The sequence below is a fragment of the Enterococcus sp. AZ062 genome, from assembly GCF_051715065.1.
GTDB classification, from domain to species: Bacteria; Bacillota; Bacilli; order Lactobacillales; family Enterococcaceae; genus Enterococcus_B; species Enterococcus_B mundtii.
The window spans coordinates 474254-497829 of record NZ_JBIOTB010000001.1 but is presented as its reverse complement, the minus strand read 5'-3'; the positions used below and the strand labels follow the sequence as shown (position 1 = coordinate 497829).

The following is a 23576-nucleotide window of genomic DNA, read 5'->3' as shown; positions in this document are numbered from 1 at the left end:
CGATTGAACAGTCTTCAAGTAACATGCTTTTTTCATACATACCCTAAACGATAAAAAGCCAAAAAGCGGAGGATCTCTACTATGACTTTTTTAAAACGTTCCAAATTATTTGCAACACTTGTTTTACTTAGCTTGACAGGAATCACTATTTTTATTTTTTCTAAGATCACTTTTATTTTCAGGCCACTCGAAGCGATCATGGCAAGTATCTTCTTGCCAATCTTGATTTCAGTTTTCGTTTTTTATATTTTTCTTCCAATATACAATCAACTCCTCAAATATATAAAATCAAGAACGCTTGCGGTCACACTGATGATGCTACTGATTTTGTTAACTGTGTATTTGACCGTACAAGTGATTTTACCGATCATCATTTTGGAAATCAGTAAATTTATCGGTCAGGTTCCTCAAATTCTTTATGTTTTGGCAGAGAATCTAGATGGTTCCTTATTAGAAGAACGCTTGCTCCCATTTATTGATACACTGGAATTGAACCAATTGACACGTTTTGTTTTACAATTTGTTTCAGGTGCCACTTCAAGTTTAGTCAATGTATTCGAAATCGTTTCGCGCTCTGCGATCATTCTCTTTACGATTCCACTCTTACTGATTTATATGTTCAAAGATGGCGACAGGATTCCAGCTATATTGACACGCTACACGCCTAAGAAATTCCATCAGTTAGTCAGAGATTGGTGCCATGATTTCCATTTAGCAGCTTCGACCTATATTAGTGGCAAGCTTTTAGTCTGTACGTATGTAGGTGTAGGGAGTTATCTGGTTTTTAAAGTATTAGGCTTGCCAAATGCGTTATTACTTGCCTTGATTTGTGGATTGATGGATATCATTCCTTATTTTGGTCCGTTTATTGGTGCTGCGCCGGCTTTACTGTACGCATTGAGTCAAGACATTAAAACAGCCTTACTCTTAGTGGCTTTCATCACCTTGATTCAATTTGGGGAATCTTACTTGGTGTCTCCTCTAGTGATGAATAAGATGATTCATATTCATCCGATTGCGACTGTTTTTCTTTTACTTGTCGCTGGGAACTTGTTTGGCTTATTAGGAATGATCCTCGTGTTGCCGACGTATACGATCATCCGGGAGATGATCCGTAGCTTTATTCGCTTTAAGAACACTACTGATACATCTAAGTCAACTCATCCAACTGAATAGTCCTAGGAATAAACGGGGGATAAACGGGGAAATTTACCGTTTATCCTTTTTTGGCTTTACGCCGAGGCTTTTCTCCTTATCTATTTTCCCCTATCTTTCAACAAAAAAACCGTTTATTGCTATCTTCTTTTTCAAGAATAAGCAATAAACGGATCAGAACTATCGATTGATCTATTCTGTTGGTTCATCGATGAAACGTTGGACCTTCATCTTCAACTGATATTGTTTTCGTAATTCAGCAATCTCCATCATCATCTCTGATTTGTGGTGCCGATCGATTGCTTCTTGATCTGTCCAGCGATCCACCAATAAGATCGATTCAGCATCTTCTAAAGGAATAAAATACTCATAACGCTCATTTCCTTCTTGCGCACGAATGCGTTCGACGATTCCTCGCTCTGTCATTTCTTGGGCAAATGCCTTTGCATTGCCTTCTTTACCGCTATATAGGATATTCACAGTAATACTCATCTTAGTCCTCCCACTCGTTATTCATTTGATTTCAATGCATCGATCATATCAATATGCTTCAATTTGAAATGAGTGACGATCATCACGATCACCGTGAATAGAATCGTCAAAGCAGCGGATAGTGTATAAGCAACCCAGGTAATAACTAACGGGAAAATCACTGATTCCATTGAAGCTTGGCGTAAAATAAAGTCGGTCAGCACATAACCAATCCCAAATCCTCCAAAAATCCCTAATAAAGTAAAAATGATATTTTCTCGAACGATGTACATCGTGACTTCTTTATCAAAAAAGCCTAATACTTTGATCGTAGAAAGTTCTCGTACTCGTTCAGAGATATTGATATTCGTTAAATTGTATAAAACGATAAACGCCAATAAACCAGATAGAACGACGAAAATGATGACCACTGCATCTAAATTTGAAAGAGATTCTTCTTGGTTCTTGATCTGTGTCGAAATAAAAGAGGTATTAGTGACCGCCCCCGTTTTCAATAATTCTTCTGAGAGCGTATCCTCTTCTTCTTTCGACATCTTTTCTGTTTTGAGTAGATACGCATTGGTTGTCATTGGCTGTCCAGAAATCTCTTCATAATACGTTGGACTCATATAGACAAAATTACCCAAATAATTTTGCAAAATGACTGCCACCGTTCCATGTAATTTTTGTTGATCGTCATCATACATTTCTACCGTATCACCGACGGATAAATCGAATAATTCGGCCGCTTTGCGTGTAATCGCAAGCCCATTATCTGGTAGTTCTACCGATTGATCGTCCGTTGTTTTCAAATGGATAAATGTTTCTAATGCTTGTTCATTTTCTGGTACCATCAATGTCAAACTTTGTGATGCTTGACCTTTTTTACGTAGTTCAATCGTTTGCGAATCAACGGCTAAACGATCAGTGATCTTCGCTTGATCATCCATTGCGTCATTGATTTCTTTTTGACTCGTTTCATCAGTTTGATTGGTCGTTACGATCGCTTGATAATCAATGATTGGTCCAAACTGTTTGGCAGAAACCGAGCTAAGCGAATCCTTTAGTCCAACTCCTGCAACCATCAATCCTGCACAACCAGCAATCCCAATGATCGCCATGAACATCCGTGATTTATAACGGAAAAGATTACGATAACTGATTTTTTGGTTGAAGCTTAAACGTGACCAAAGAGGAGTAATGTATTCTAAAAGAATTCTTTTCCCTGGTTTCGGTGCTTTAGGCTGTAACAAAGCAGCTGGTCGTTCGCGTAGATCTTTGAATAGAACTAACATCGCTGCACCAAAAGCAGCAATGAAGAACGCAATAGCTGCTTGGATGATTGGTGGCCAATCATAGAAAATCACCGCACTGCCAATATCATAACGTTCGTTTGAAAGCTCGAAAATGATCCGAGGCAAAAGATTGGTTCCTAATATCGTTCCTAAAATGATTCCGATACCTGAAGCGAGACAAGCATAAATGGCATATTTTTTGGCAATCTCCAATTTACTGTATCCTAAAGCTTTCAATGTACCGATTTCTCGTCTGTTTTCTTCTACCATCCGTGTCATCGTTGTAAAAGTGATCAATGCTGCAATAAAGAAGAAAAAGACTGGAAAGACATTTGCGATGGCTGCGATGCGTTCAGCTAGATCGCCAAATTCCTGGAAGCCGACATTTTCCGATCGCTCTTGGAAAAGATAAGTTGGCTTGGCTAATTCATTGATTTTTTCTTCATTCTCCGCAATAGACGCTTCGGCCTCTGTTAGCTCCGCTTCTTTTGTTGTCAATTGTGCTTCTTGTTCTGATAATTGACTTTCTTGTTCCGCTAAAGCACTCAATGCCGGTGTTCGCTGCGGTTCAGGTAACTGCTCCAAGACTTGACGTTGTTGATCAATCTGTGTTCTCGCTGCCTCTAATTGACTTTTCGCATCAGCCACTTGTGATTTTCCGTCTGTGATTTCTTGTTTTGCAGGGGCTAAAGCATCCTTGCCCTCTTGCTTCAACTGTTCTAAACGTTGCTGCGGTCGCTCTTCAAACAACGCTTCCAGCTTTTCGATGTTTTTTTCCATCTCTTCTTGGTATTCTTCACTGTACGTATTTAAATCGTCGACATTTGCAAAGTCAAGATATAAAACGGATTGGATATCTGTTTTAAAATTATCTTGGGGAACATAGGCAAAGTAATCAATACTCCCATTCCCTACATTTGCAAACCCTCGTTCTAAATTATTGATGAATAACGGGGAACGAACAAATCCTGTAATCTTGTACGCCGTCTCTTTCAAGTCATCTGATTCAATCGTATAAGTGTCACCGATGCTGTAACCTTGATTTTTTGCCTTCTCATCTAGTACAAGTTCATCATCCGATTGCGGCAAGCGACCGTCGATCACCGTCAACTGATTTTGTTTCATATCAGGTGCATAGGAGAACACTTGGACAACTTCATTTTTATTGGCATTCGCGTAATATAGCTGTTTACCCGTTTCAACGGTTACATCTGAGAGTTTCTCTGCTTCTGCAACATCTTCTTTCGTCAATCCTGCTGTCGAAACGATCTGTAGATCAGAGAGTTTACCTGCCCTGACATATTCATCCATCGTTTTTTGCATCACAGGACCCGCTGTCTTGACGCCTACATATAGGAGCGTGCCGAGTAAAATGATCAAAATGATCGCGATAAAGCGTCCTTTTGATTGGCGTATTTCACGAAATCCTGCTTTGAGGTAAGTTCTATTTTTCATGGCAAACCTCCTTACCAAACAAGTTCATCGATAGATGAAGGCTGTTCATTTAATTCGACTGCACGGACTTTTGCATCGTTGATATGGATCACTCGATCAGCGATTGGCGCTAAAGCCGAGTTATGTGTAATGATCAAAACGGTGTTGCCATGTTCACGGCTAGCATTTTGCAACAATTTCAATACTTGTTTTCCTGTTTCAAAATCCAATGCGCCAGTTGGTTCATCACAAAGTAATAATTTTGGGTTTTTCGCAAGCGCTCGTGCAATCGACACACGTTGTTGTTCGCCCCCTGATAATTGTGATGGGAAATTATTCAACCGGTGCGCAAGACCAACTTGTGTCAAAACTTCTACAGGATCTAACGCATTTGGCGAAACTTCTGTTGCCAATTCAACATTTTCTTTTGCAGTTAAGTTAGGAACAAGATTATAAAATTGAAAAACAAAGCCAACATCTGTCCGGCGATAAGCCGTTAATTGTTTGTCATTGAATTGAGCAATATCTGTTTCATCAATAATGATCTGTCCCTCATCCGGTGTATCCATCCCACCTAAAATATTCAATACCGTTGATTTCCCTGCTCCACTAGGCCCAAGAATAATCACTAATTCTCCTTTTTCAATGGAGAATGAAATATCGTCATTCGCTGTAATCGTTGTTTCGCCCATCTGGTAACGCTTAAATTCATTTTTTACTTCTACATATTTCATAAAACTTCCACCTTCATTCTCCCGTTTATTTATCTATTTGGTAAATCTCTTATATTTTAACACTGAAATGAAAGGTTGTGAAAAAAACCTTTTCAAAAGAGGTCGTGAAAGGTACGTTCAGCACAGAGGCATAAGAAAGAAAAATAGAAAATGGTTCTTTCATTTTTTATTTTTTGTCTTATGTCCGAAGTGTTGTGCCTTGAACACCGTTTACAAGAGGTCGTGAAAGGCGCGTTCAGCACTGAGGCATAAGAAAGAAAAATAGAAAATGGTTCTTTCATTTTTTATTTTTTGTCTTATGTCCGAAATGTTGCGCCTTGAACACCGTTTACAAGAGAGGTTGTGAAAGGCGCGTTCAGCACTGAGGCATAAGAAAGAAAAATAGAAAATGGTTCTTTCATTTTTTATTTTTTGTCTTATGTCCGAAATGTTGCGCCTTGAACACCGTTTACAAGAGAGGTTGTGAAAGGCGCGTTCAGCACTGAGGCATAAGAAAGAAAAATAGAAAATGGTTCTTTCATTTTTTATTTTTTGTCTTATGTCCGAAATGTTGCGCCTTGAACACCGTTTACAAGGGGTCGTGAGAGAAGCGATTAGCACTGAGTAATAAGAGAGGAAAAGCTAAAATGGCTTTTTCATTTTTTGATTTTTTTGGCTTATTATTGAAGTTTTACTTCTGGAACACCGGTTATTCGCTTCTAGGGTGTGCAAGGTGAATAATATCACAGAATCATCATTTACTTCTTTACGTATTCATGGGAAAATGACACTAAGAAAGAGATAGGAGTATAGCAATGGCAAAGAAAAAAGTGACGATCAAAGACGTTGCGAAACATTCAGGCGTATCCATCGCAACTGTCTCATTGATCTTGAATGGCAATGAAGCAAAATTCCATCCAGATACGGTCAAAAAAGTAGTAAGAGCAAGAGACGAATTAGGTTACCAACCTGATTATATTGCACGTCAAATGATCACAAAGAAAACAAAAACAATCGGTGTTCTTGTCCCTGATATCACCAACCCTTTTTTCAATACATTGATGCAAGGGATAGAAGACTATCTTTACCAACAAAATTTTGTCACGATTCTATGCAATGCAGATTTTGATCATCAAAAAGAAACGGATTATTTACTTGAGTTGACGCAACGTGGTGTCGACGGGTTTATTATTGCCTCTTCGGCTGTCTCAACGAAAGCCCTCCAAGTTTCTTTGAAGAAACAAGGAAAGCCATTTATCGTATTAGATCAGAAAAAAGCAGAAGGTTCTAGTGATGCGGTCTTAACAGATGATTATCAAGGTGGGTACTTAGCCGGTGAGCATCTACTAGGTTTAGGGCATCAGGAAATTGCTTTAGTCTATCCACAACAGACACCGCAAAATGTCCAAAATCGGATAGATGGTTTCTTAGCAGCGTGTAAACATGTGGATCATTCTGAGAAACAGATTCATTGGTTCCCTACTCACTTTTCAAAAAAAGGGGGCTATGAAATCGTCCCTGATTTACTTTCTTCTGCTACTACAGCGATCTTCGCATTAAATGACGAACTAGCTTTTGGTGTATATCGCGGATTAGCGGAGCATGATAAAATCATTCCCGAAGATTATAGCATCATCGGCTATGATAATATTGATATGTGTGAATACATGAAGCCTAAATTAACGACCATTGCTCAACCTATTTTAGAGTTAGGTAAAGCGACTGCGCGTTTACTCTTAGAACGCATCCAACACCCTGATAAATCATGGGAAGAACTTTTATTGCCCGTAGAGTTGATCCAACGTACCTCGACTCAATCGATCGATCCCTCTGACCATCAATAAGACGAATATTTGTTGCGAACCAATGATGACTGAACCTGTTATCATTGGTTTTTAAAATAATACGTTATTTTATATTTTTATTTCTTACATGAAAAGCCATCAGTTAGGCCTTTTTTTTACGTTCGTTATTTAACGAAATGTTTTGAAGAATTTATAAATCTTTGGTAAACTTATAGTAAGTGTACTCATTTCCCCCAAAATTTGTGCCCCCACAAATGAAATAGGGTACATCAACCAATGAATGTTCAAACGAAATAAATGGCTACTTAATGCTTTTGTCCAATGTTTATTTGTTTTTTATTCGTGAATCTTGATTGAATGTATTCACGAAATCAAGCAACTGACAGAACAGATGTAACTTTATTAGTACAACTGTGGAAAAAGAAAAGGAGTATTTCGTTATGAAGAAAAAAACAGCAATACGCCTATTTGCAGCATCTTGGCTGATTGCTCCAACTTTGTTATCTACACAGCCTGCGTTTGCTACAATCAGGCAAACACAGACATCCGAAAGCACGATCGTTGCAGAGAGTCCGTCGTTTACGACCGATTCAAGTACAAATGATTCAACCTTATCAAGTTCTTCGCCTGATTCTTCAGACAACACGGAGGAATCCACAGAAGAATCTACTGAAACAGCCACTCGGACGCTATCGATTGCTCGGAATTTACGTGGAAAAATCAAATTGAAGATCGTTGATGAAGAGAAAGAAAAATCTGAGATCAAAACAAGAGAGTACACAGAAGAAGATTTCCTAGAGATTTCTAAGTCTGGCAAAATCAAAGATTTAAAAGAAGGAACCAAAGTTACATATATGATCACACCTGAAACGAATGAACAATTAGTTTCTGTCAAAATCGAAGGTGCGCAAGAAATCGACTATACTAAACAAATTTTTACAGTCGGCGTGACTGATTTAACGATCTCCGCAAAGTTTGAGTCGTCAACTTCCCCTTCTGAACCAACCTCTCCAGAAGAAGAAACGACGGATTCCTCAGAGCCAACGCCAGTTACTCCAGATATTCCGGATGGTGGCAATAATGGCAACACTGGCAATTCGGGAAATAATGGCAATAACAACGGAAATTCAACTACAGGCAATACGACAAATCCTTCACGACCGCCAAGTTCTTCAAATAATAATGGGAATACAAGTGGTTCTACAGGATCAACAAACAACAATGGCTCATCTTCAAACCAGACAACAAACACTAATCGGCCTCAGACGCCCGATCGAATTGAAAACCCAGCTTCAGAATCATCTGATTTTGTTGTAAAAACACCGATCGAAGCAATTTTACCAGCAAACACAACGAGCATCCAACAAGCACTTGTAAAAGAAGCGTATCGCCAGCTGGGAAAACCATATGTCTGGGGTGCCAAAGGTCCTACGACTTTCGATTGTTCTGGTTTGACTTATTACATCTATAAAAAAGTAACTGGCCATTCAATTGGAGGTTGGACAGGGGAACAACAATATGCTGGTACACAAATCCCTGTCGAGAATGCTCAACCGGGCGATTTAGTCTTTTGGGGCCCTGCTTCTGGTACTACCCATCATGTAGGTATTTATATTGGTAATGGGAATTACATCCATGCCCCTCAGCCGGGTGACCATGTGCGGATCACTTCTATCAAGGATTACAGACCCGACTTTGCCTTACGTGTCAATATAGCTGGTTTACCACGAGCGACAAATTCATTAGCCAGCTCACCGATTTTAGATGGAATCAACGATTCATTCCATTTCGCACAAAACCAAACAACAGATCAGTTTGTTGCAAAAATCGCTGAAGATGCTCGAGAAATCGGACAAGAAGAAAATATTTATGCTTCTGTTATGATGGCACAAGCTATCCTAGAAAGTGGTTCTGGTAACAGCTTGCTTTCTCGTTCACCTAACTATAATCTTTTTGGGATCAAGGGCGCTTATAAAGGGAGTAGTATTTCCTTCAATACCTTAGAACAAACAGCAGCTGGGCAAAACTATCAAATTCGTGCAGCATTTCGTAAATATCCTTCTTACAAAGAAAGCTTAGAAGACTACGCAGATTTGATCAAAAACGGCTTATCTCATAATGCTGATTTTTACAAACCAACGTGGAAATCTGAGACCAAAGATTACCGAGATGCAACGAAATATTTAGAAGGGCGCTATGCGACAGATCGACAATATTCTAGAAAATTGAATGCCATCATTGAAGCGTATGACTTGACGCAATATGATGAACCAAAAGAACAAGAAACACAGGATTCTAAAACAAATGAACGAATGGATTCCTTTGTCGTTCCTACTCGTTGGCGAAATTCTTCGTCTACCTCATCTAGAATGACCATTTCGTTGTTCAATCAAAGAAACCCTTCACTTCTGTATCTATCAGAATTAAGATTTGCTTCTTTCTGGGACCTATGGCATCATTTTTCAGTGAGAGAGATCCCACAGAAACTTTCTGTTACAGTCAGAGAAACCGATCAGCCACTTGCTAGTCGCTTGAACCTTGATCGTGTCTTTCGGATGAAACAATTTTTGAGATAACAAAAATGGACACCCTATCAAAGAACCAAAACTCAGAAGTGGATGGAATACTTCTGAGTTTTGGTTCTTTTTATGTATCTTACCCCACCTAAAAAGGCGCTGGATAGTTGCATTATTGGTTAGAAAAAAGATTTGGCAATTTCTGATAACCTTTCTTTTGTTTGAGGATCAATTTGATCAACCACTTGAAGATTACTGCGTTGAGATCAATCGATGCTTCGGCTATATTGACATAATATCGTTCCTTTGATTGTATTCATCGCTGTATCAGAAATTGTTTGAAATGCACTTGAGCGTTGATATTTTTCCTGTAAATATTTTGTTGCACTACTGATTGGCATGACTAAAACGGCATTGAAAATCTTGTTATAGTTGTCATTGCTAATGATGACACACGGTCATTTTTTTGCTAGTTCGTTCTCTTTTGGTGGAACCAAATCTATAAAAATAATATCCCCTTGTTTTACCATTCGATTTTCTCCTCGCCTACATCCTCTCCAAAATCAATGATTTCTGTATCATCACTCGCATGTTCTTCCATCACAACCAACTCATTTTTCCAAAAGTCTTCATAAGCTAGAATTGTTTTTTCACTAGTCACTTTAATTTCACCTTCAGATGTGAATTCAAAAATAACTTTCTGATGCTCTTTCAAGCCTAATGTTTAACGCACACTCTTAGGGACAGTAATTTGACTTTTGGACGTCATTTTAGCTGAGACTTGCACTTTTTTATCCATAAGTATTCCTCTCCTTTATTTGATTATACAAAAAAAGTAAGGAATCCCCTCACCTTTCTTGTACGCCTCTGTTCAGATTTCTCATTTATTTCTTTGATACATGTTGTAAAAGTAATAACAAATAAAAGCGAAGATCGGTAGCAGACTAAAAAAGTAAAGTGCATGGTTCACTGATAACTGTTGTGCCAAGACACCGCCTAGTAAGGGAGAAATGAAGGAAGAAAGCCCCATATAGACACTTATAGACAGAAGTTGTCCTGAAGAAAAGATATTTTTAGGGGTAATCTCACTGATGATCATTCGACTACCGATAGTAAAAGCTGGGACAGTGAAAAACTGCAAGAAACTGGCAGCAAGCAATACTAACGGCGTTCGCGAAGTTGCATAAATCAAAAATTGCAGGACCAAAAAGAAACCAGAAAGAAAAATCAATCGCTCATTTTTCCATTTTGTCACCGAATGATTCAATAGAAGATACGCCGGGATTTCACAGAAAGCTTGAATCGCCCACTTTAATCCTACGAACGTATTTCCACTATCCATTAAGAGTAACTTGTCAATCACGATCGTATTATTGGCGACGATCGTTAAATATAAAAGGAAAAATAGCAACATATAACATAAAAACTCCCCATTCTTGCACAGCTGATACATATCTGAAAGATTAAATTCCTCGTTTTTTTGTTCTTTATGTTCCTTTTTATCGTGAGGTGTTTGAGGCACTGTTTTTGCGATGTACAAATAACTGATTAGAAAAAAGAGAAAAGGAACGATCAGCCACTGATAATTATTATTAAAAATGAATACCGGAATACATACACTCATCACACTCCAACCTAAAGAACCTATTGCTTTGATCGACGCAAGGTTGTTTCGCATCTCTGACTCTGACAACACCCAATTATCTAGGACGGTTGCTCCTGTATTGGATAGCCCTCCTGCAATAGCCAGTACGATCAGATGAATCAGCCAGATATCTTTTCCTAGCAAATAAAAAGTGATCGCAAAGCATACGAATAGTACAGAAACTACCATGGAAACTTTTTTTATCTCCTTACTTCGGTCAGAATAATAGCCAATAAAGATTTGGAAGATCATCGTGGTCACACTGTAAGAAGCCAAAAACCAGCCTCTCTGGACTGCATCATAGCCTTGTTCGGTCAAAAACGGTACGATCTGCGTCATCAAAATAGCCATCAACGCATACTGAAACAAATAGACGAGTTGAAATTTGTTCTTTACTGCCATATCTACTTTCAAAATGATCGGCTGAAGGATCTCCTCCAGCCGACCCCTTTCATTTTTATAAGTGATACCTAGTGAAGCTCCGGCCAATAAGGAGCATTGACTTCGATCATTTCATCGAGGATCTCCTTCGCTACTTTTGCACTAGGTACCGTTTTGTTCATGATGAAGGCTTGCCATAATTTTTGATATGATTTTTGTTCCCAAGCATCGACTGCTAACTTCTCAGATGCAATTTGCTGTTCCATCAAACCTTTTTGAAAAGTAGGGATTTCACCAATCGATAGTACTTCATAACCGTCTTTCCCTACGATACAAGGCAATTCGACCATCGCATCGTGACTGAAATTAGAGATGGCACCATTATTCTCAACGATCAGGATCATGCGCTCTTTCGTATTGAATGTCAACGCACAAGCTAGATCTGTAATAAATGAGGCATGCTCATTAGAGACAAAAAGCGTGTCTTTGGCTGTTTGGTTATTAATAATCCGCTGGCATTCTTCAAAAACGATTTTCTCCCGTCCATCAATGATTTCATTCGCTCTTGTATACTGTTTATCGGCATGAGCAACCGTTTCATCAGCCATCAAATAATATTTTAAATACGTATTAGATAAAAAGGTCGGCTCGATTTCATGTAACTCTTTGGCTGCTAGCATGGTTTCCAACCAGCTTGTTTCTTTGTGTTGGCCTTGTTGTGTTTGTTCTGTATAGCCATATTTTTTTACATGGGCGCTTATTTTTGGTAGTAAGTCATTGCCGTCATGGTCTTTGATGCTTGTCCACCACCCAAAGTGATTCAAGCCAAAATAAGACGTTTCAAACTCTTTACGATCCCGTAGCCCAATCACTCGAGCCATGATATCTTCTAAACAAACGGGCATGTCACAAATATTGATGATTTTTGAATTGGGGCGAAACCTTCTTGTTGCTTCTGCGACCACTGCTGCTGGGTTAGAATAATTCAATAACCAAGCATCTGGTGAATACTTTTCCATATAGTCGACTAGTTCTAAGACTGGCCCGATCGAGCGCAACCCATAAGCAAGTCCCCCTGGTCCGCATGTTTCTTGACCTACAACATTGTGCTTAAATGGAATTTTTTCATCTTGTTCCCTCATGGCATATTTTCCGACTCTGAGTTGTGCCATAACGATATCAACATCTGTAAAAGCCTCTTTGGGATCTGTTGAATAATCAAATTCGATTTCTGGCGCTCGTTCTGCGAGGATGATCGCGCATGCTTTTGCTATAACTGCTTGCCTTTGTTCATCATTATCATAAAATTTGATTTTTCTGACTGGAAATCGTTCTCGGTCTTCTATTAACATCATCACTAATGAAGGTGTATATGTACTCCCTCCACCTGCGATCAAGATTGAACTTTTTTTCTTATTCATAATTATCCTCCTCTTATTTTGCGATCAATTCTTCAAATGATTCTCTCACCCTTGGTACAGTTAACCCAACAATGATTTGGATACCCCCATTTCCAGGATTGACAAGTCCTGAGGCACCAGCTTCCTGAAAATCAATAGGATTGGCTACTTTACTTGTATCTTTCACGGTAAGTCGTAACCGTGTGGCACAATTCGTCACATCCAGTACATTCTCTTTTCCACCTACTAACACTAGATAGGCTTGTGCTTGTCTAGCATGTTTAGGTAGGTTTTTCTCTTGTTCATCTTGTTGTGTCTTCTTTTTGTTTTCGTAATCAGCTTTTGAATAAAGTTGTATCTCTGATACATCCTCTTCACGTCCTGGAGTTTTTAAATTGAATTTTTTGATCATGAAGGTAAATACTAAGAACCAGATCGCAGTAAATGTAAGTCCGATCATGATTTGGGTGAGGTAGGTTGACCCATGAAAATTCCAAAGAGGCAACCAATTTAGTCCTAACCAATTGATCAATCCACCACCAAAATCCCCAACGACGCCAAAAGCGTAAGAAATCGTAGCAATGGACGCATCTAATAGCGCATGGACACCCCATAAAGCTGGAGCAACAAATAAGAACGTAAACTCAATAGGTTCGGTGATTCCCGTCAAAATCGCAGTTAATGCAGCTGGGGCGATCAATGCAATGACCTTCTTCTTTTTCTCTGGATGAGCGGCTTGAATAATGGCTAAGCTTAAGCCAGCAGTTCCAAATACTTTTGACATGCCCGATAAAGAAAAACCACCAAAAGGATAAAGTTCTTTAAGCGAAAGCGCACTTGTTTGGAATTCGCCAATATTGGATGCCCAATAAGCAGCCATCCCTCCTTCAACTACCGCACTATCATAAGCAAATGGCGCGTACACGAAATGATGTAAGCCAGTTGGAATAAGGATTTTCTGTAAAAATTGATAGATGAATACACCAAAATTCCCCGAATGGATAAAAAATCCTTGCATGCTTCTCATTCCTTCTTGGATGATTGGCCATATGACACACATCAAAAGTGCTAGAGGAATCATGACAAAAAAAGCGATCATCGTAACGAAAACAGAACCACTAAAAATCGTCAACATCTCTGGTAATTCTTTTTCATAAAAGCGATTATGCAAATAAACCACGATACCTGAAATCAACAATGCTCCGATCATGCCCGTATCTAAAGTAATGATTCCAGCAATCGATGTTAACCCAGAACCAACGGCTGTTCCTTGAGATAGATCCACGGCGAAAGAATTTGGCCATAACGTTAAAATTGCATTGACGAAATAATTGAAAGCAATATAGATCACTAATGCTTCCATCGTTGCTCGAGCCGTATATTTTTTAGCTAAACTGATTGGTAATCCGACCACAAATAAAAGCGGTAATTGAAAAAATGGGGTCCAGCCACCGGCTGCTACAACATTCCAGAACTTATACCAGAGTGTATCAGGCGCAGCAATATCTCCCATGATCGTTTGATTGGAAAGAAGTAAAGAAAAACCAATAACGATACCAAAAAAAGAAAATAGCATGACAGGTGCTAACATTGCTCCACCAAATCTTTGAATTTTTTTCATCATAGTTTTTTAGTCCTTCATATTTTTTAGTAAGCGCTTTACTGATTCTTAGTTTACTATTAAAATGGATTCCTGAAACACTTTAAGATGATTTAAAAACTCCTCACAGGAAAAAGGTTTTTGTCACAAAATTTGTGAATCGTCACATCCTATCTTCGCGAATAAAACAAGAGGTCTGGTAGTAGTTAATCAAATAAACGGTACATGAAGACGTATCTTATTAGTGAGGTGAGAACAATAAGGACACACGCAATTAGAAAATCCTCCAGGTAAACCAAAGGGTGATTGAAGACAGTCTGCCAACCAAAAATTGGCTAATAATGAATTGGTTATTGAGTTAGGTAACAAAGATTTAGCAGTTGTATCACCTTACAAGGTCTATGAAAATAGCACTAAAACAAACAAGATTGAGAAACGTCTACGTCGATTACAGCGTGAACTCTCTCAAAAATATCAAATGAAAAAGGGGGAAACTGATTTGTCAAAACCTGTAATATCTATAAATTAGAATCGAACATTCAATCGATCCATCAAAAAAATAACCACTATTCGTCAGATCCATATTTACAAATGACCAAACAAGCGTTGTAGAAACATGGTTCTGAAAACTTTTATGGTTAATTCTAACGATTTATAGATTTTTGGCAATGATGAAAAGAGATGTTACAAGACCGAATTACGACGTTTCAGTCAAGGTTGACTGAAAATGATTTTCTTATCTGGTCCTATATCACAAATCACAAAAAAAATTCTTTAACAATGTCTATTAACGAACTGGCGAAACAATGCAACGTTTCTCGCACAACAATCATGCGTTTTTGCCAAAAACTAGGATTTGATGGTTTCTCAGAATTCAAATATCATCTAAAAAATGAACTTACACAGGAAAATGTTCCTCTATCTGAACTTGAAGGAGAAATCTTGGAAAATCATATCCAAACAATTGAGAACCTCAAGAAAAAAGATTTCACCGATCTATGTACAATGATGGCAAATGCGAATCGGATTTTTATCTATGGATCAGGTGACATACAAACGCTAGTTTCGAGTTATATGAAATTGCTTTTCGTACACAACGGATTGATACTCTATGACTTCGGTGCCGTTTCCATCAACAAGCAGTTTTACCAAATCATTCAGCCAGAAGACTTAGTCCTGTTGATCACGCTAAATGGTGAGTCTCCTGAAGTCGTCAAATTAGCGAAGCAACTGAAGCAACGAAATATCCAGACAATTGGTATCACAAAACTTAGGAACTCAACTGTCTCAAAACTTTGTGATGAAACGATTTTCTTCTTGAATCCAGAAGTACAAGATCAAGAAGATATCCTTACACCTTTTGAAACAACTTCAACGCTTTTTTTCGTGATCGAATATTTTTTGTTGAAATATGATGCTTGGCAAAAACAAACAAATAAAAGTTCCTAAAAAACGCATCTCTTTCGTGCCACTTTGGCTTTTAAAGAGATGCGTTTTTTATTTATTTGATTCTGTCTCACTGCCTTTTGATCGAACCGTCTTTTTCTCGATCAAGGTAACGGTAATCGACGAGGTAGCGCCGTAATACGGCAGTATCAGGATAGATATTTTTTGGATCGTATTGCCCCCACTCTCTAAGTAATCTTTATCAAATTCAAACTTTGAATAACGATGATCAAAAAGCAAGCGTGTATTTTTTTATTTTCTAGGGATTTGTTGCAGTTATCCGTCTTTGAAAAAACTAGCAGTTCACTCATAACCGATATCCTTCCATCGTATCCAGTGGTCTTTTCTCTATTTGATCATGCTTCAAGCAAATTTTATCGAAGGCAACAGAAAAAGCGAGAAGGAGGTTTTTCTACGAACCATCTTCTCGCTCTTTATCAATCTAAACTTATTCTTTTTTGTTCAAAACGATGCCTGTATACAGCCAAGTAGTTACAACATAGTAGATAAAGTAGAGAACAAAGAATATTGTAAATGGTATCCATAAGTTGTGATATGGATCATCCATCAAAACAGTAAACATTTGAAGTCCAAATAATACATGGATGGCTCCTAGAATCCCTGGTGCTAAGAAGAGAATACCGATTTCTCGACGAATCGATTGTTTTAACAATGCTTGACGAGCACCGATCTTACCGAGCATCTCATAACGAACGACATCACTCTTGCTACCTGAAAGGATTTTGAACATCAAGCAACTTGCTAACATTGTCAAGAAGGCGATCCCTAAGAAGAAGCCCATGAATTCAAAGCCAGAGAACATGCCGTTGATCATTTGATACGCATCATATTTTTGCGTGAAACTAAACATTCCATCTTTTAATGATTCATTATTTTTATTGTTTTCTGCTACCAGATCACCAATTTGTTCAATACTTTCATGGAAATCTTTTGCTTGGATCAGTTGCATACTGGTTTGTGGAAGATTTAATTGAGCAAATTCTTCTGCTGGCAGTAATTTGATTTCTTTTTCTCGTTGTTCTGGCAATTCGTAATAGCGTAACTCATCTTGATAGTTTAAGTTTGTCGCTAATTCTTCTGCGGTTACTTTTTTCGTTTTGACGTTTCTTTCCCCAGTGTTAGGTGTTTGATTTTCCATGATCAAAAATGGATTTTGTTCAAACTCACTATAGTTATAGTACACTGTTTTTTCGTCTTCTTTTTGTTGATAGACCGCGTTGATCGTTGGTGAAAGTTTCGCCACTTTAGATTGATCGATCAATTCTGATTGATTCAATACTAGATCATAATTCGATACTTCATTCGTCAACTGAGTGATCTGGTTTTTAAAGCCTAGACCGACTGTTAATGCACCTAAAGCTAATGCGAGTAACATCGCAACCATTGAAAGCATTTGTGTGTATTCACGAATACGGAAGCTTAACTGTGATAACGTAAAGTTGTTCAGTTTTTTCATCGAAAGATTTTCTGTTTTCTTCAATAGTTTAAGGAAGAAAATGATGACCGAATGGAAAATAAAGTACGTTCCTAAAACGATTGTAACTAACGCGACAGCGATTCCCATCAACTGATAGGTTCCGATATTTGCCATCATATAATAACCGACACCGATAAAAATGATTCCTAAAACTACTTCAAGGAAAAACAAGAATTTGTGTTGTTTCATCTGCGCAGGTGTTTGATCCGCACGTAGTAAAGTCAAAATTGGTTTTTTGACAATCGAGAATGCATTGACAAACGCTGCTAATAAGAATAGTACGATGAAAAACAGCAAAGTAATCAATAATCCATTCATATTGAACGGTGAAAAATGAGTGATTTTAATATTTAACTGGGCAACTAATAGTCGATGGACGACGCTTGTTAAACCAATACCTAGCGCTGAACCAACCAAAGTAGCGACTGTTCCTACTATCAAGGTCTCAGAGAAAATCATTTGGGCAATTTTCCGGCCTTTTGCTCCTAGCATCATAAACATCGCATAATCTTTTTGTCGCATCGTCATCAAAAATGAGTTGGCATAAAGAATGTAAACAAACGTGATGATCCCCAATAATACCGACCCAAAGCGAAAGATAAAGACTGTCATCGCTAAAGTGGAATTATTGTTCAAAAAATCGGTGTTGCTTGCCATTGACTCGAACATATAAAAGATGGCTGAAGCCATGACTAAACCTGAAAATAGAACAATATAGTCTCTTAACCGACTCTTGATCCCAGTAAGTGATAATTTCCAAAGCATGTTCAGTTTCCCCCTTACTGTTCTAGATTACCTAGAATTGTTAATATTTGACGATAAAAGTCTGAACGGCTTTGTTCTCCGCGTTTAACTTCCTGATGGATCACGCCATCTTTAATAAATAAGATTCGTTGACAGTAACTTGCTGAAAAAGCATCATGTGTCACCAATAAAATGGAGACATTATCTTTCGTGTTTAGCTCCTCCATCGTATCTAAAAGATCTTTCGCACTTTTTGAATCCAGTGCGCCTGTCGGTTCATCACCTAGAAGAATCGTTGGTTGAGTCACCAATGCACGCGCAGCTGCTACCCGTTGTTTTTGTCCACCGGAGATTTTTGCGGGATAGCTGTCTAATATGTGACTGATTGATAAGCGTTCAGCCACCGCATTGACTTTTTTCTTGATATCTTTTGGTTTCACGCCTTGTAAAGAAAGCGGAACTGCAATGTTTTCTTGTGCAGTCAAGTTCTCTAAAAGATTGAAATCTTGGAAAATAAAGCCGATTTCTTTTGCTCGAAAATCGGCTAACTGATTCCCTTTCAACTTCGTGACATCTGCTTGGTTGATATGGATCGTGCCACTTGTTGGTTTATCTAATGTTGATAAGATATTCAATAAGGTTGATTTACCGGATCCAGAAGCCCCCATGATACCAATGAATTCGCCTTTTTCTACACTAAAACTGATACCATTCAATGCTTGCGTCTGTTTCTCATTACTTTTTCCGTAAACTTTTGTTACGTTCTTGATTTCTACGATTTTATCCATTATTGACCGTCCCTTTACTTAATTTTTCTTGTGCTGCTGATGGAATGTCTTTTGCCTGTACTTCTTCATAAGACGTCACGCCTTTATTTTTATTCCAAGTCACTTTCAAAAATGCATCTTTTCTTAATGGTCGCTCTTGAAAACCATTGAAGTCCATTGTTTTTTCTTTACCTTCTTTATTAAAACCAGGTAGTTCATAACGATAACTGATGATTTCTTGTCCACCGTCAGCGCGATCCACCTGTTTCTCACCATCCGTTGTGATTTGAACATAGTAGCTTTCACCACCCATGATCAAATGATCAGCTAAACGGTATCCACCAAAAACGATGATGATAAATGCACCCAACCCAATCAATAATTTTTTCATTGTGACTCCTTCTTTCCTGTTCTGATAAATTAAGTATAGTCAAGTATCCGTGAAAATTCCTTTCTTTTTACTATCAAAACTCTTTCATTATTGTCATATGTCCCATAAAAAAAAGAATCTGGAAGTGTGAGCCACTCCAAATTCTTTTTTTATTGATTCAAACCGATATTCATTGGAGAAAGCATTCCACTGACGGATGCTTTCCTCATTTAGCTATTTTTCTTTATTATTGCCAGTATTGATCACTGGTTGCGTGCCTTTATCAGTAATGATCGATACAAGTAGATTATTGATCAATTGGACCTTTCGATCATCGGTAAAAGCGATATCCTGTCCTGCTTCGATTTGTTCCAGAGCCATTTGCGTCATCGACACCGCGCCTTCAACGATGGTTTGACGGGCGGATAAAATGGCCTTGGCTTGTTGTCGTTGCAACATCGCACTGGCAATTTCTGTTGCATAAGCCAGGTGATTTAATCTTGTCTCTAAAACTTCGACCCCCGCCACCGATAAACGTTCTTGTAATTCTTTTGCCAATTCATCTGAAATCGCAGTGGTATTTCCACGTAAAGTAAGATCATCCTCGTTGAATGTGTCATATGGATATTGACTGGCGATGTGACGAATGGCGGTTTCACTTTGGATTTCAACAAATTGATGATAGTTTGCTACATCAAAAAGCGCCTTGGCTGTATCTACTACCTTAAAAACGACGACAGCGGAAATCTCGATTGGATTTCCATCTAAGTCATTGACCTTCAACAACGAACTATTGAAGTTTCGAACTTTTAAAGACAAGTTGATTTTTTGTGCAAAAGGAATCGTTAAGAAAAACCCGCTCTCACGAATCGTTCCAATGTATTGCCCAAAAAAGACGATTGCCTTTGCTTGGTTGGGGCTGACTACTGTCAGTCCACTGATTGCTAAGAAAACGAGCAACCACAAGAAAATCCCGACAATTGAAAAGCCAACTAAAAATCGAGCAACCCCTATGAAAAATAATAAGAGTCCTACGACAAACATTAGAAGAATAATAAACAGCCCTGTATAGCCATTGATAGTGAATGCCTTTTTTTCTTTCATTTACTCACTCCTAATTTTGCTTAGTTCTATTCTGTTTTTTTACGAATCCTTGCCATGGCTCCTTCTAATTCCAATTCTTTGTCTTCCGTGATATACCAACCGTTTTCGTGTACGCCACCTGATGCTTCTGGCAAATATTCTAATCGTGTACGGACCCACTGTTTTGTTTCAGTAAAATAGTCTTCCACTAAGATCTCTAAGTCCATACCAGCGGATAATTCAAGATTCTCACGAACCGATTTGAAGACAAATCGCTCACTTGCTTGATCGTATTTTAAAATACCCGTATCGATGATTGGCAGTGAATAATAATCTAATTCTTTTTTCACTTTCAATAGATGTTTGAACATTTCGTTGTACACTTGCTCAAGTTGTCGACCTTCGGAATTATTTGGATATTGGATCGTTACCCTTTCTTTGTCTGTATCATAATACTTGGTACTCAGTTCTGTTAAAAAATGATGCAATTTCCCTAATTCACTTTTCAATTCTTCTCGCTTGATTTCCTCTGTTTTCATTCAATATTCACCCTAGTTTCCCCATATATGTACGTTTTTCCCTTTCCTTATTCTACTATATTATTGAATGATAGGCGATAATATTTCATGTAAAATAAATAAAAAAGCGTATAATTCCTTATTCCATAAAGAATTATACGCTTTTTCAACTATTTATTCGTTATTTTGAAAAAGACAGTCTTGACTGTTCAACGATTAATCATACTCTCCGTAATCTTCATCATCCATCGGAGGCTCTTCATCATCTTCATTCGTCAAGTTCACTTGACTATTATGACCAGTCACTTTGAGGTCTTTGTTTCCTTGATGATACGTCTTCGTTGTCAAAGATTCATAATTTTTGTTGATATAAGAATCCCCTTCAAGTGTCACAGCTAATCCTTGCTCTTGATTATCGTAGAAATCAATCGTGCTATTTTGAAGTGTGATTTCGCCTTTGATTGGTTTTTCATTCTCGTTAATAATGATACTGCCATCACTTGTAGCTAATTTGACTTTATCTATCGAAACCTCATGAAAATCTAACGAACCCATTTGATTTTCTACAGTAAGAAGTTCTCCACTTACTTCATTGATCGATGTCCAAGTATTTGCTAAATTCAAGTTGATTTTCTTACTATTGAACTCATCTAAAAATAATTCATTGTTTTTCCCTTCAACCACTAATTCTGTTAAGGACATGGTTTTAGGGATCGTGATTTTCAACATCGAACGTGTGTCTGTCACGTTGATCATCACTGCTGGCGTTTGACCGTCAGCTGAGATATCCAATGTGTGATCTTCCAGGTTGATTTTTGGTTTTTGCGTTTTATCATAAGACGTTTCAACCCCAAAGTTCACGCCTCGTTGGATCACGATATTTTGGTGATCTGCTCGGACAACGATTTTTTCGATTTTTTCAGACGAAAAATCTTTTGTTTCGCGAGCCATTTCTATGATCCTTGGTCCACCTTCCCACGTCAGACTCGTTTGGGCACCAGAGGCATAACTTAATCCTGCCATCAAGCCACCAGTGACCATCAGTCCCAATCCTATCCCCAAGATATATTTTAATTTCATTTTTTACACCCCACTATTCGTCGTATGGATCGCTCGTTTCGTAATAAACCGGCGTCCTACCCACTTGACAAAGTTCATCATCATTTGGAATAACCATTTAGTTCCTTTTAACAATAATGGTGCAAAGAAAACGGCACCTCCCGTGGCAAGTAACCCTAGTCCTACAAAGAACAGCCCACTAGCAATCGATTGTTGCAAGACAGCAACACCTGAAATGATCGAAAATAAACCTACTCCTAAAATACTGATACATACGACATAGATTCCAATGATCACGCCAACTAAGCCAATCAGAATACCAAAAATCGCTAGAATAAACGCTAATGCTAAAGGAATCAATAAAGGTGATGCACACAACCCAATAACGATCATCCAAATCAAACGGATTTTCCGTTTAGGACTTTGGCTGTATTCTGATTCATCGTCGTCTTGTTCCGAGTAATAATTGATTTTCAGCTTCAGGGCAAATTGCTTTGGTGAGCCATATTCATCCACGACTTCTTCTACTGTTTTGCCAGAATCCAAGAAGTATTCTTCATAATACTGAATAATATCAAAGCGATCATCTTCAGGTATTTCTTGAAGTTCGTCCAACACATCATTTAAATATTCATTCATTCGTATTCTCCTCCAGTAATCGGTTTAAGGAATCTCGAAACACGATCCATTTATCAATGATTTCTTCTAAATGTTGACGTCCTTTCGGAGTTAAGCGGTAATATCGGCGATTTCTACCTTCGAATGGTTCGTCGTATGTTTCTAAGTATTCTTCTTTTTTTAATCTGCGTAAAACAGGATACATCGTTGATTCACTGACAGATAAACTTTCTTGGACGATCTTCGTTAATGCGTAACCGTACATGTCTTCTCTGCTTAAAGCTGCTAAAACCGTACCATCAAGTAAAACTGTTGGGACTTGGATATGCATTACTTCACCTTCTTTATAGTTTGCAATATTTTATATTCACCAATATTATATCACGTATAGTATTGTTTGCAAGTAAAATTCCCAATCATTCCCCTGATTACTTCAATCTTCGCGAAAACAATGCTAATTATCATAAAAATTCTGCTTACAAAAAAGGAACAAAGACCGTAATGATTTCTGGTCTTTGTTCCTTTTGAATACTTTCTTATTATCCTCTTACCTACAACAAAGCAAATACGATAAAACTTAGTGCAAAACCTAGAAAAACGGCAAGAGAGAAACGGATCACTTCTTTTTTATTCCTATTCAACCACGTTTCATTCATCTTTCGCTACACTCCATTCTAAAATAGTCAGTTGCTAATTTGGATAAACAGAGGTGACATGATTGTATTGCTGTGCATGTTTATTAGCAGCAGAAACAGCTGTACTAGCAAATAGATGCCACTCACTATTATACCCGCAGGTATGGCATTTCCAATAATAACCGATACCACGATCTGCTTGTTTTTCGTCCTCTGCACTTGAACTTGCCACAAGTGTACTCAAGACCGAATCCTGTTTCAATAATACAGTGGGAGTACCATGAGAATGAGTTGCTTCATCTGCAATGACTATGGGATTGGCTCCGCTCAGTCCAACACTTAACGTCAAAAGTCCGAGCAATAAACCGACTTGTTTTTTCAATTCCTATCATTCCTCCAATAACGGTTATTAGAAAAATATAC

General features: G+C 38.1%; 22 protein-coding genes. 4 read left to right on the top strand and 18 right to left on the bottom strand.

The genetic code is table 11. The features are described 5' to 3' along the window. Positions 1-81: 81 nt before the first annotated feature. The gene (locus tag IGJ00_RS02355; RefSeq protein ID WP_074800352.1) at positions 82-1176 is read left to right on the top strand and encodes an AI-2E family transporter; all 1095 of its coding nucleotides are present in this window, start codon (positions 82-84) and stop codon (positions 1174-1176) included. Positions 1177-1347: 171 nt separating this feature from the next. On the opposite strand, the gene IGJ00_RS02350 is transcribed toward IGJ00_RS02355, so the two are convergent. Genes IGJ00_RS02350 through IGJ00_RS02340 form a run of 3 tightly spaced genes read right to left on the bottom strand, consistent with a single transcriptional unit; the run spans position 1348 to position 5089 of the window. Beyond that, positions 1348-1647, bottom strand: a complete 300-nt coding sequence (locus IGJ00_RS02350; protein ID WP_438844062.1) for an antibiotic biosynthesis monooxygenase family protein — start codon at positions 1645-1647, stop codon at positions 1348-1350. A gap of 17 nt (positions 1648-1664) precedes the next feature. Then, positions 1665-4376, bottom strand: coding sequence for an ABC transporter permease (locus IGJ00_RS02345; protein ID WP_074800358.1), 2712 nt, complete (start codon positions 4374-4376; stop codon positions 1665-1667). An 11-nt stretch (positions 4377-4387) separates the two neighbouring features. Next, on the bottom strand, positions 4388-5089 hold the full coding sequence (locus IGJ00_RS02340) for an ABC transporter ATP-binding protein (RefSeq protein WP_010736355.1): 702 nt from the start codon (positions 5087-5089) through the stop codon (positions 4388-4390). Positions 5090-5883: 794 nt separating this feature from the next. On the opposite strand from IGJ00_RS02340, the gene rbsR reads away from it, so the two are divergent. Next, positions 5884-6912 (top strand): ribose utilization transcriptional repressor RbsR, encoded by a 1029-nt coding sequence (gene rbsR / locus IGJ00_RS02335; RefSeq protein WP_086335423.1) that lies wholly within the window; start codon positions 5884-5886, stop codon positions 6910-6912. Between the two features lie 401 nt (positions 6913-7313). Next, a complete protein-coding gene (locus IGJ00_RS02330; RefSeq protein ID WP_438844061.1) occupies positions 7314-9449 on the top strand; it encodes a glucosaminidase domain-containing protein in 2136 nt (711 codons plus the stop codon). 206 nt (positions 9450-9655) lie between these two features. Here IGJ00_RS02330 and IGJ00_RS02325 read toward each other — a convergent pair whose 3' ends face one another. From IGJ00_RS02325 to IGJ00_RS02305, 5 genes are all read right to left on the bottom strand, one after another. Continuing rightward, positions 9656-9835 carry a hypothetical protein gene (locus IGJ00_RS02325; protein ID WP_256209281.1) on the bottom strand — a complete coding sequence of 60 codons (180 nt, stop codon included), beginning with the start codon at positions 9833-9835 and terminating at the stop codon, positions 9656-9658. 77 nt (positions 9836-9912) lie between these two features. Continuing rightward, on the bottom strand, positions 9913-10050 hold the full coding sequence (locus tag IGJ00_RS02320) for a hypothetical protein (protein ID WP_229078035.1): 138 nt from the start codon (positions 10048-10050) through the stop codon (positions 9913-9915). Between the two features lie 219 nt (positions 10051-10269). After that, on the bottom strand, positions 10270-11436 hold the full coding sequence (locus IGJ00_RS02315; RefSeq protein WP_438844060.1) for an MFS transporter: 1167 nt from the start codon (positions 11434-11436) through the stop codon (positions 10270-10272). 68 nt (positions 11437-11504) lie between these two features. After that, a complete protein-coding gene (locus IGJ00_RS02310; protein WP_161641500.1) occupies positions 11505-12836 on the bottom strand; it encodes a 6-phospho-alpha-glucosidase in 1332 nt (443 codons plus the stop codon). 13 nt (positions 12837-12849) lie between these two features. Continuing rightward, positions 12850-14439 (bottom strand): alpha-glucoside-specific PTS transporter subunit IIBC, encoded by a 1590-nt coding sequence (locus tag IGJ00_RS02305; RefSeq protein WP_438844059.1) that lies wholly within the window; start codon positions 14437-14439, stop codon positions 12850-12852. Between the two features lie 657 nt (positions 14440-15096). Between IGJ00_RS02305 and IGJ00_RS02300 the strand changes: the two genes are divergently transcribed. After that, a complete protein-coding gene (locus tag IGJ00_RS02300) occupies positions 15097-15864 on the top strand; it encodes a MurR/RpiR family transcriptional regulator (RefSeq protein ID WP_074800374.1) in 768 nt (255 codons plus the stop codon). 67 nt (positions 15865-15931) lie between these two features. On the opposite strand, the gene IGJ00_RS02295 is transcribed toward IGJ00_RS02300, so the two are convergent. From IGJ00_RS02295 to IGJ00_RS02250, 10 genes are all read right to left on the bottom strand, one after another. Continuing rightward, the gene (locus IGJ00_RS02295) at positions 15932-16021 is read right to left on the bottom strand and encodes a DUF2087 domain-containing protein (protein ID WP_438844573.1); all 90 of its coding nucleotides are present in this window, start codon (positions 16019-16021) and stop codon (positions 15932-15934) included. Positions 16022-16309: 288 nt separating this feature from the next. Beyond that, positions 16310-18124: an FtsX-like permease family protein gene (locus IGJ00_RS02290; RefSeq protein ID WP_438844058.1), complete on the bottom strand. Its 1815-nt coding sequence runs from the start codon at positions 18122-18124 to the stop codon at positions 16310-16312. Positions 18125-18138: 14 nt separating this feature from the next. Continuing rightward, positions 18139-18891 (bottom strand): ABC transporter ATP-binding protein, encoded by a 753-nt coding sequence (locus IGJ00_RS02285; protein WP_062805716.1) that lies wholly within the window; start codon positions 18889-18891, stop codon positions 18139-18141. Next, entirely contained in the window at positions 18884-19261 is a 378-nt protein-coding gene (locus IGJ00_RS02280) for a YxeA family protein (RefSeq protein WP_074800380.1), read from the bottom strand. Before IGJ00_RS02280 ends, IGJ00_RS02285 begins: the two co-directional genes overlap by 8 nt. Before the next feature lie 213 nt (positions 19262-19474). Further along, positions 19475-20344, bottom strand: a complete 870-nt coding sequence (locus tag IGJ00_RS02275) for an SPFH domain-containing protein (RefSeq protein WP_438844057.1) — start codon at positions 20342-20344, stop codon at positions 19475-19477. A 26-nt stretch (positions 20345-20370) separates the two neighbouring features. Next, complete coding sequence (locus IGJ00_RS02270; protein ID WP_034690033.1) at positions 20371-20862, bottom strand: DUF5348 domain-containing protein; 492 nt, start codon at positions 20860-20862, stop codon at positions 20371-20373. Positions 20863-21057: 195 nt separating this feature from the next. Beyond that, entirely contained in the window at positions 21058-21921 is an 864-nt protein-coding gene (locus IGJ00_RS02265; protein ID WP_438844056.1) for a DUF4097 family beta strand repeat-containing protein, read from the bottom strand. Between the two features lie 3 nt (positions 21922-21924). Next, positions 21925-22539 carry a DUF1700 domain-containing protein gene (locus IGJ00_RS02260; RefSeq protein WP_438844055.1) on the bottom strand — a complete coding sequence of 205 codons (615 nt, stop codon included), beginning with the start codon at positions 22537-22539 and terminating at the stop codon, positions 21925-21927. Then, positions 22532-22849 (bottom strand): PadR family transcriptional regulator, encoded by a 318-nt coding sequence (locus tag IGJ00_RS02255; protein ID WP_010736371.1) that lies wholly within the window; start codon positions 22847-22849, stop codon positions 22532-22534. Before IGJ00_RS02255 ends, IGJ00_RS02260 begins: the two co-directional genes overlap by 8 nt. A 359-nt stretch (positions 22850-23208) precedes the next feature. Further along, the gene (locus tag IGJ00_RS02250) at positions 23209-23535 is read right to left on the bottom strand and encodes a hypothetical protein (protein ID WP_438844054.1); all 327 of its coding nucleotides are present in this window, start codon (positions 23533-23535) and stop codon (positions 23209-23211) included. Between the last annotated feature and the right edge of the window lie 41 nt (positions 23536-23576).

Excerpts from the sequence above, each read along its gene's own strand:
- IGJ00_RS02315 (WP_438844060.1), bottom strand. The coding sequence starts at position 11,436 with ATGGCAGTAAAGAACAAATTTCAACTCGTCTATTTGTTTCAGTATGCG.
- IGJ00_RS02260 (WP_438844055.1), bottom strand. The coding sequence starts at position 22,539 with ATGAATGAATATTTAAATGATGTGTTGGACGAACTTCAAGAAATACCT.
- rbsR (WP_086335423.1), top strand. The coding sequence starts at position 5,884 with ATGGCAAAGAAAAAAGTGACGATCAAAGACGTTGCGAAACATTCAGGC.
- IGJ00_RS02330 (WP_438844061.1), top strand. The coding sequence starts at position 7,314 with ATGAAGAAAAAAACAGCAATACGCCTATTTGCAGCATCTTGGCTGATT.
- IGJ00_RS02270 (WP_034690033.1), bottom strand. The coding sequence starts at position 20,862 with ATGAAAACAGAGGAAATCAAGCGAGAAGAATTGAAAAGTGAATTAGGG.
- IGJ00_RS02355 (WP_074800352.1), top strand. The coding sequence starts at position 82 with ATGACTTTTTTAAAACGTTCCAAATTATTTGCAACACTTGTTTTACTT.
- IGJ00_RS02310 (WP_161641500.1), bottom strand. The coding sequence starts at position 12,836 with ATGAATAAGAAAAAAAGTTCAATCTTGATCGCAGGTGGAGGGAGTACA.
- IGJ00_RS02255 (WP_010736371.1), bottom strand. The coding sequence starts at position 22,849 with ATGCATATCCAAGTCCCAACAGTTTTACTTGATGGTACGGTTTTAGCA.
- IGJ00_RS02300 (WP_074800374.1), top strand. The coding sequence starts at position 15,097 with ATGTTACAAGACCGAATTACGACGTTTCAGTCAAGGTTGACTGAAAAT.
- IGJ00_RS02305 (WP_438844059.1), bottom strand. The coding sequence starts at position 14,439 with ATGATGAAAAAAATTCAAAGATTTGGTGGAGCAATGTTAGCACCTGTC.
- IGJ00_RS02280 (WP_074800380.1), bottom strand. The coding sequence starts at position 19,261 with ATGAAAAAATTATTGATTGGGTTGGGTGCATTTATCATCATCGTTTTT.
- IGJ00_RS02275 (WP_438844057.1), bottom strand. The coding sequence starts at position 20,344 with ATGAAAGAAAAAAAGGCATTCACTATCAATGGCTATACAGGGCTGTTT.
- IGJ00_RS02285 (WP_062805716.1), bottom strand. The coding sequence starts at position 18,891 with ATGGATAAAATCGTAGAAATCAAGAACGTAACAAAAGTTTACGGAAAA.
- IGJ00_RS02265 (WP_438844056.1), bottom strand. The coding sequence starts at position 21,921 with ATGAAATTAAAATATATCTTGGGGATAGGATTGGGACTGATGGTCACT.
- IGJ00_RS02345 (WP_074800358.1), bottom strand. The coding sequence starts at position 4,376 with ATGAAAAATAGAACTTACCTCAAAGCAGGATTTCGTGAAATACGCCAA.
- IGJ00_RS02340 (WP_010736355.1), bottom strand. The coding sequence starts at position 5,089 with ATGAAATATGTAGAAGTAAAAAATGAATTTAAGCGTTACCAGATGGGC.
- IGJ00_RS02350 (WP_438844062.1), bottom strand. The coding sequence starts at position 1,647 with ATGAGTATTACTGTGAATATCCTATATAGCGGTAAAGAAGGCAATGCA.
- IGJ00_RS02290 (WP_438844058.1), bottom strand. The coding sequence starts at position 18,124 with ATGCTTTGGAAATTATCACTTACTGGGATCAAGAGTCGGTTAAGAGAC.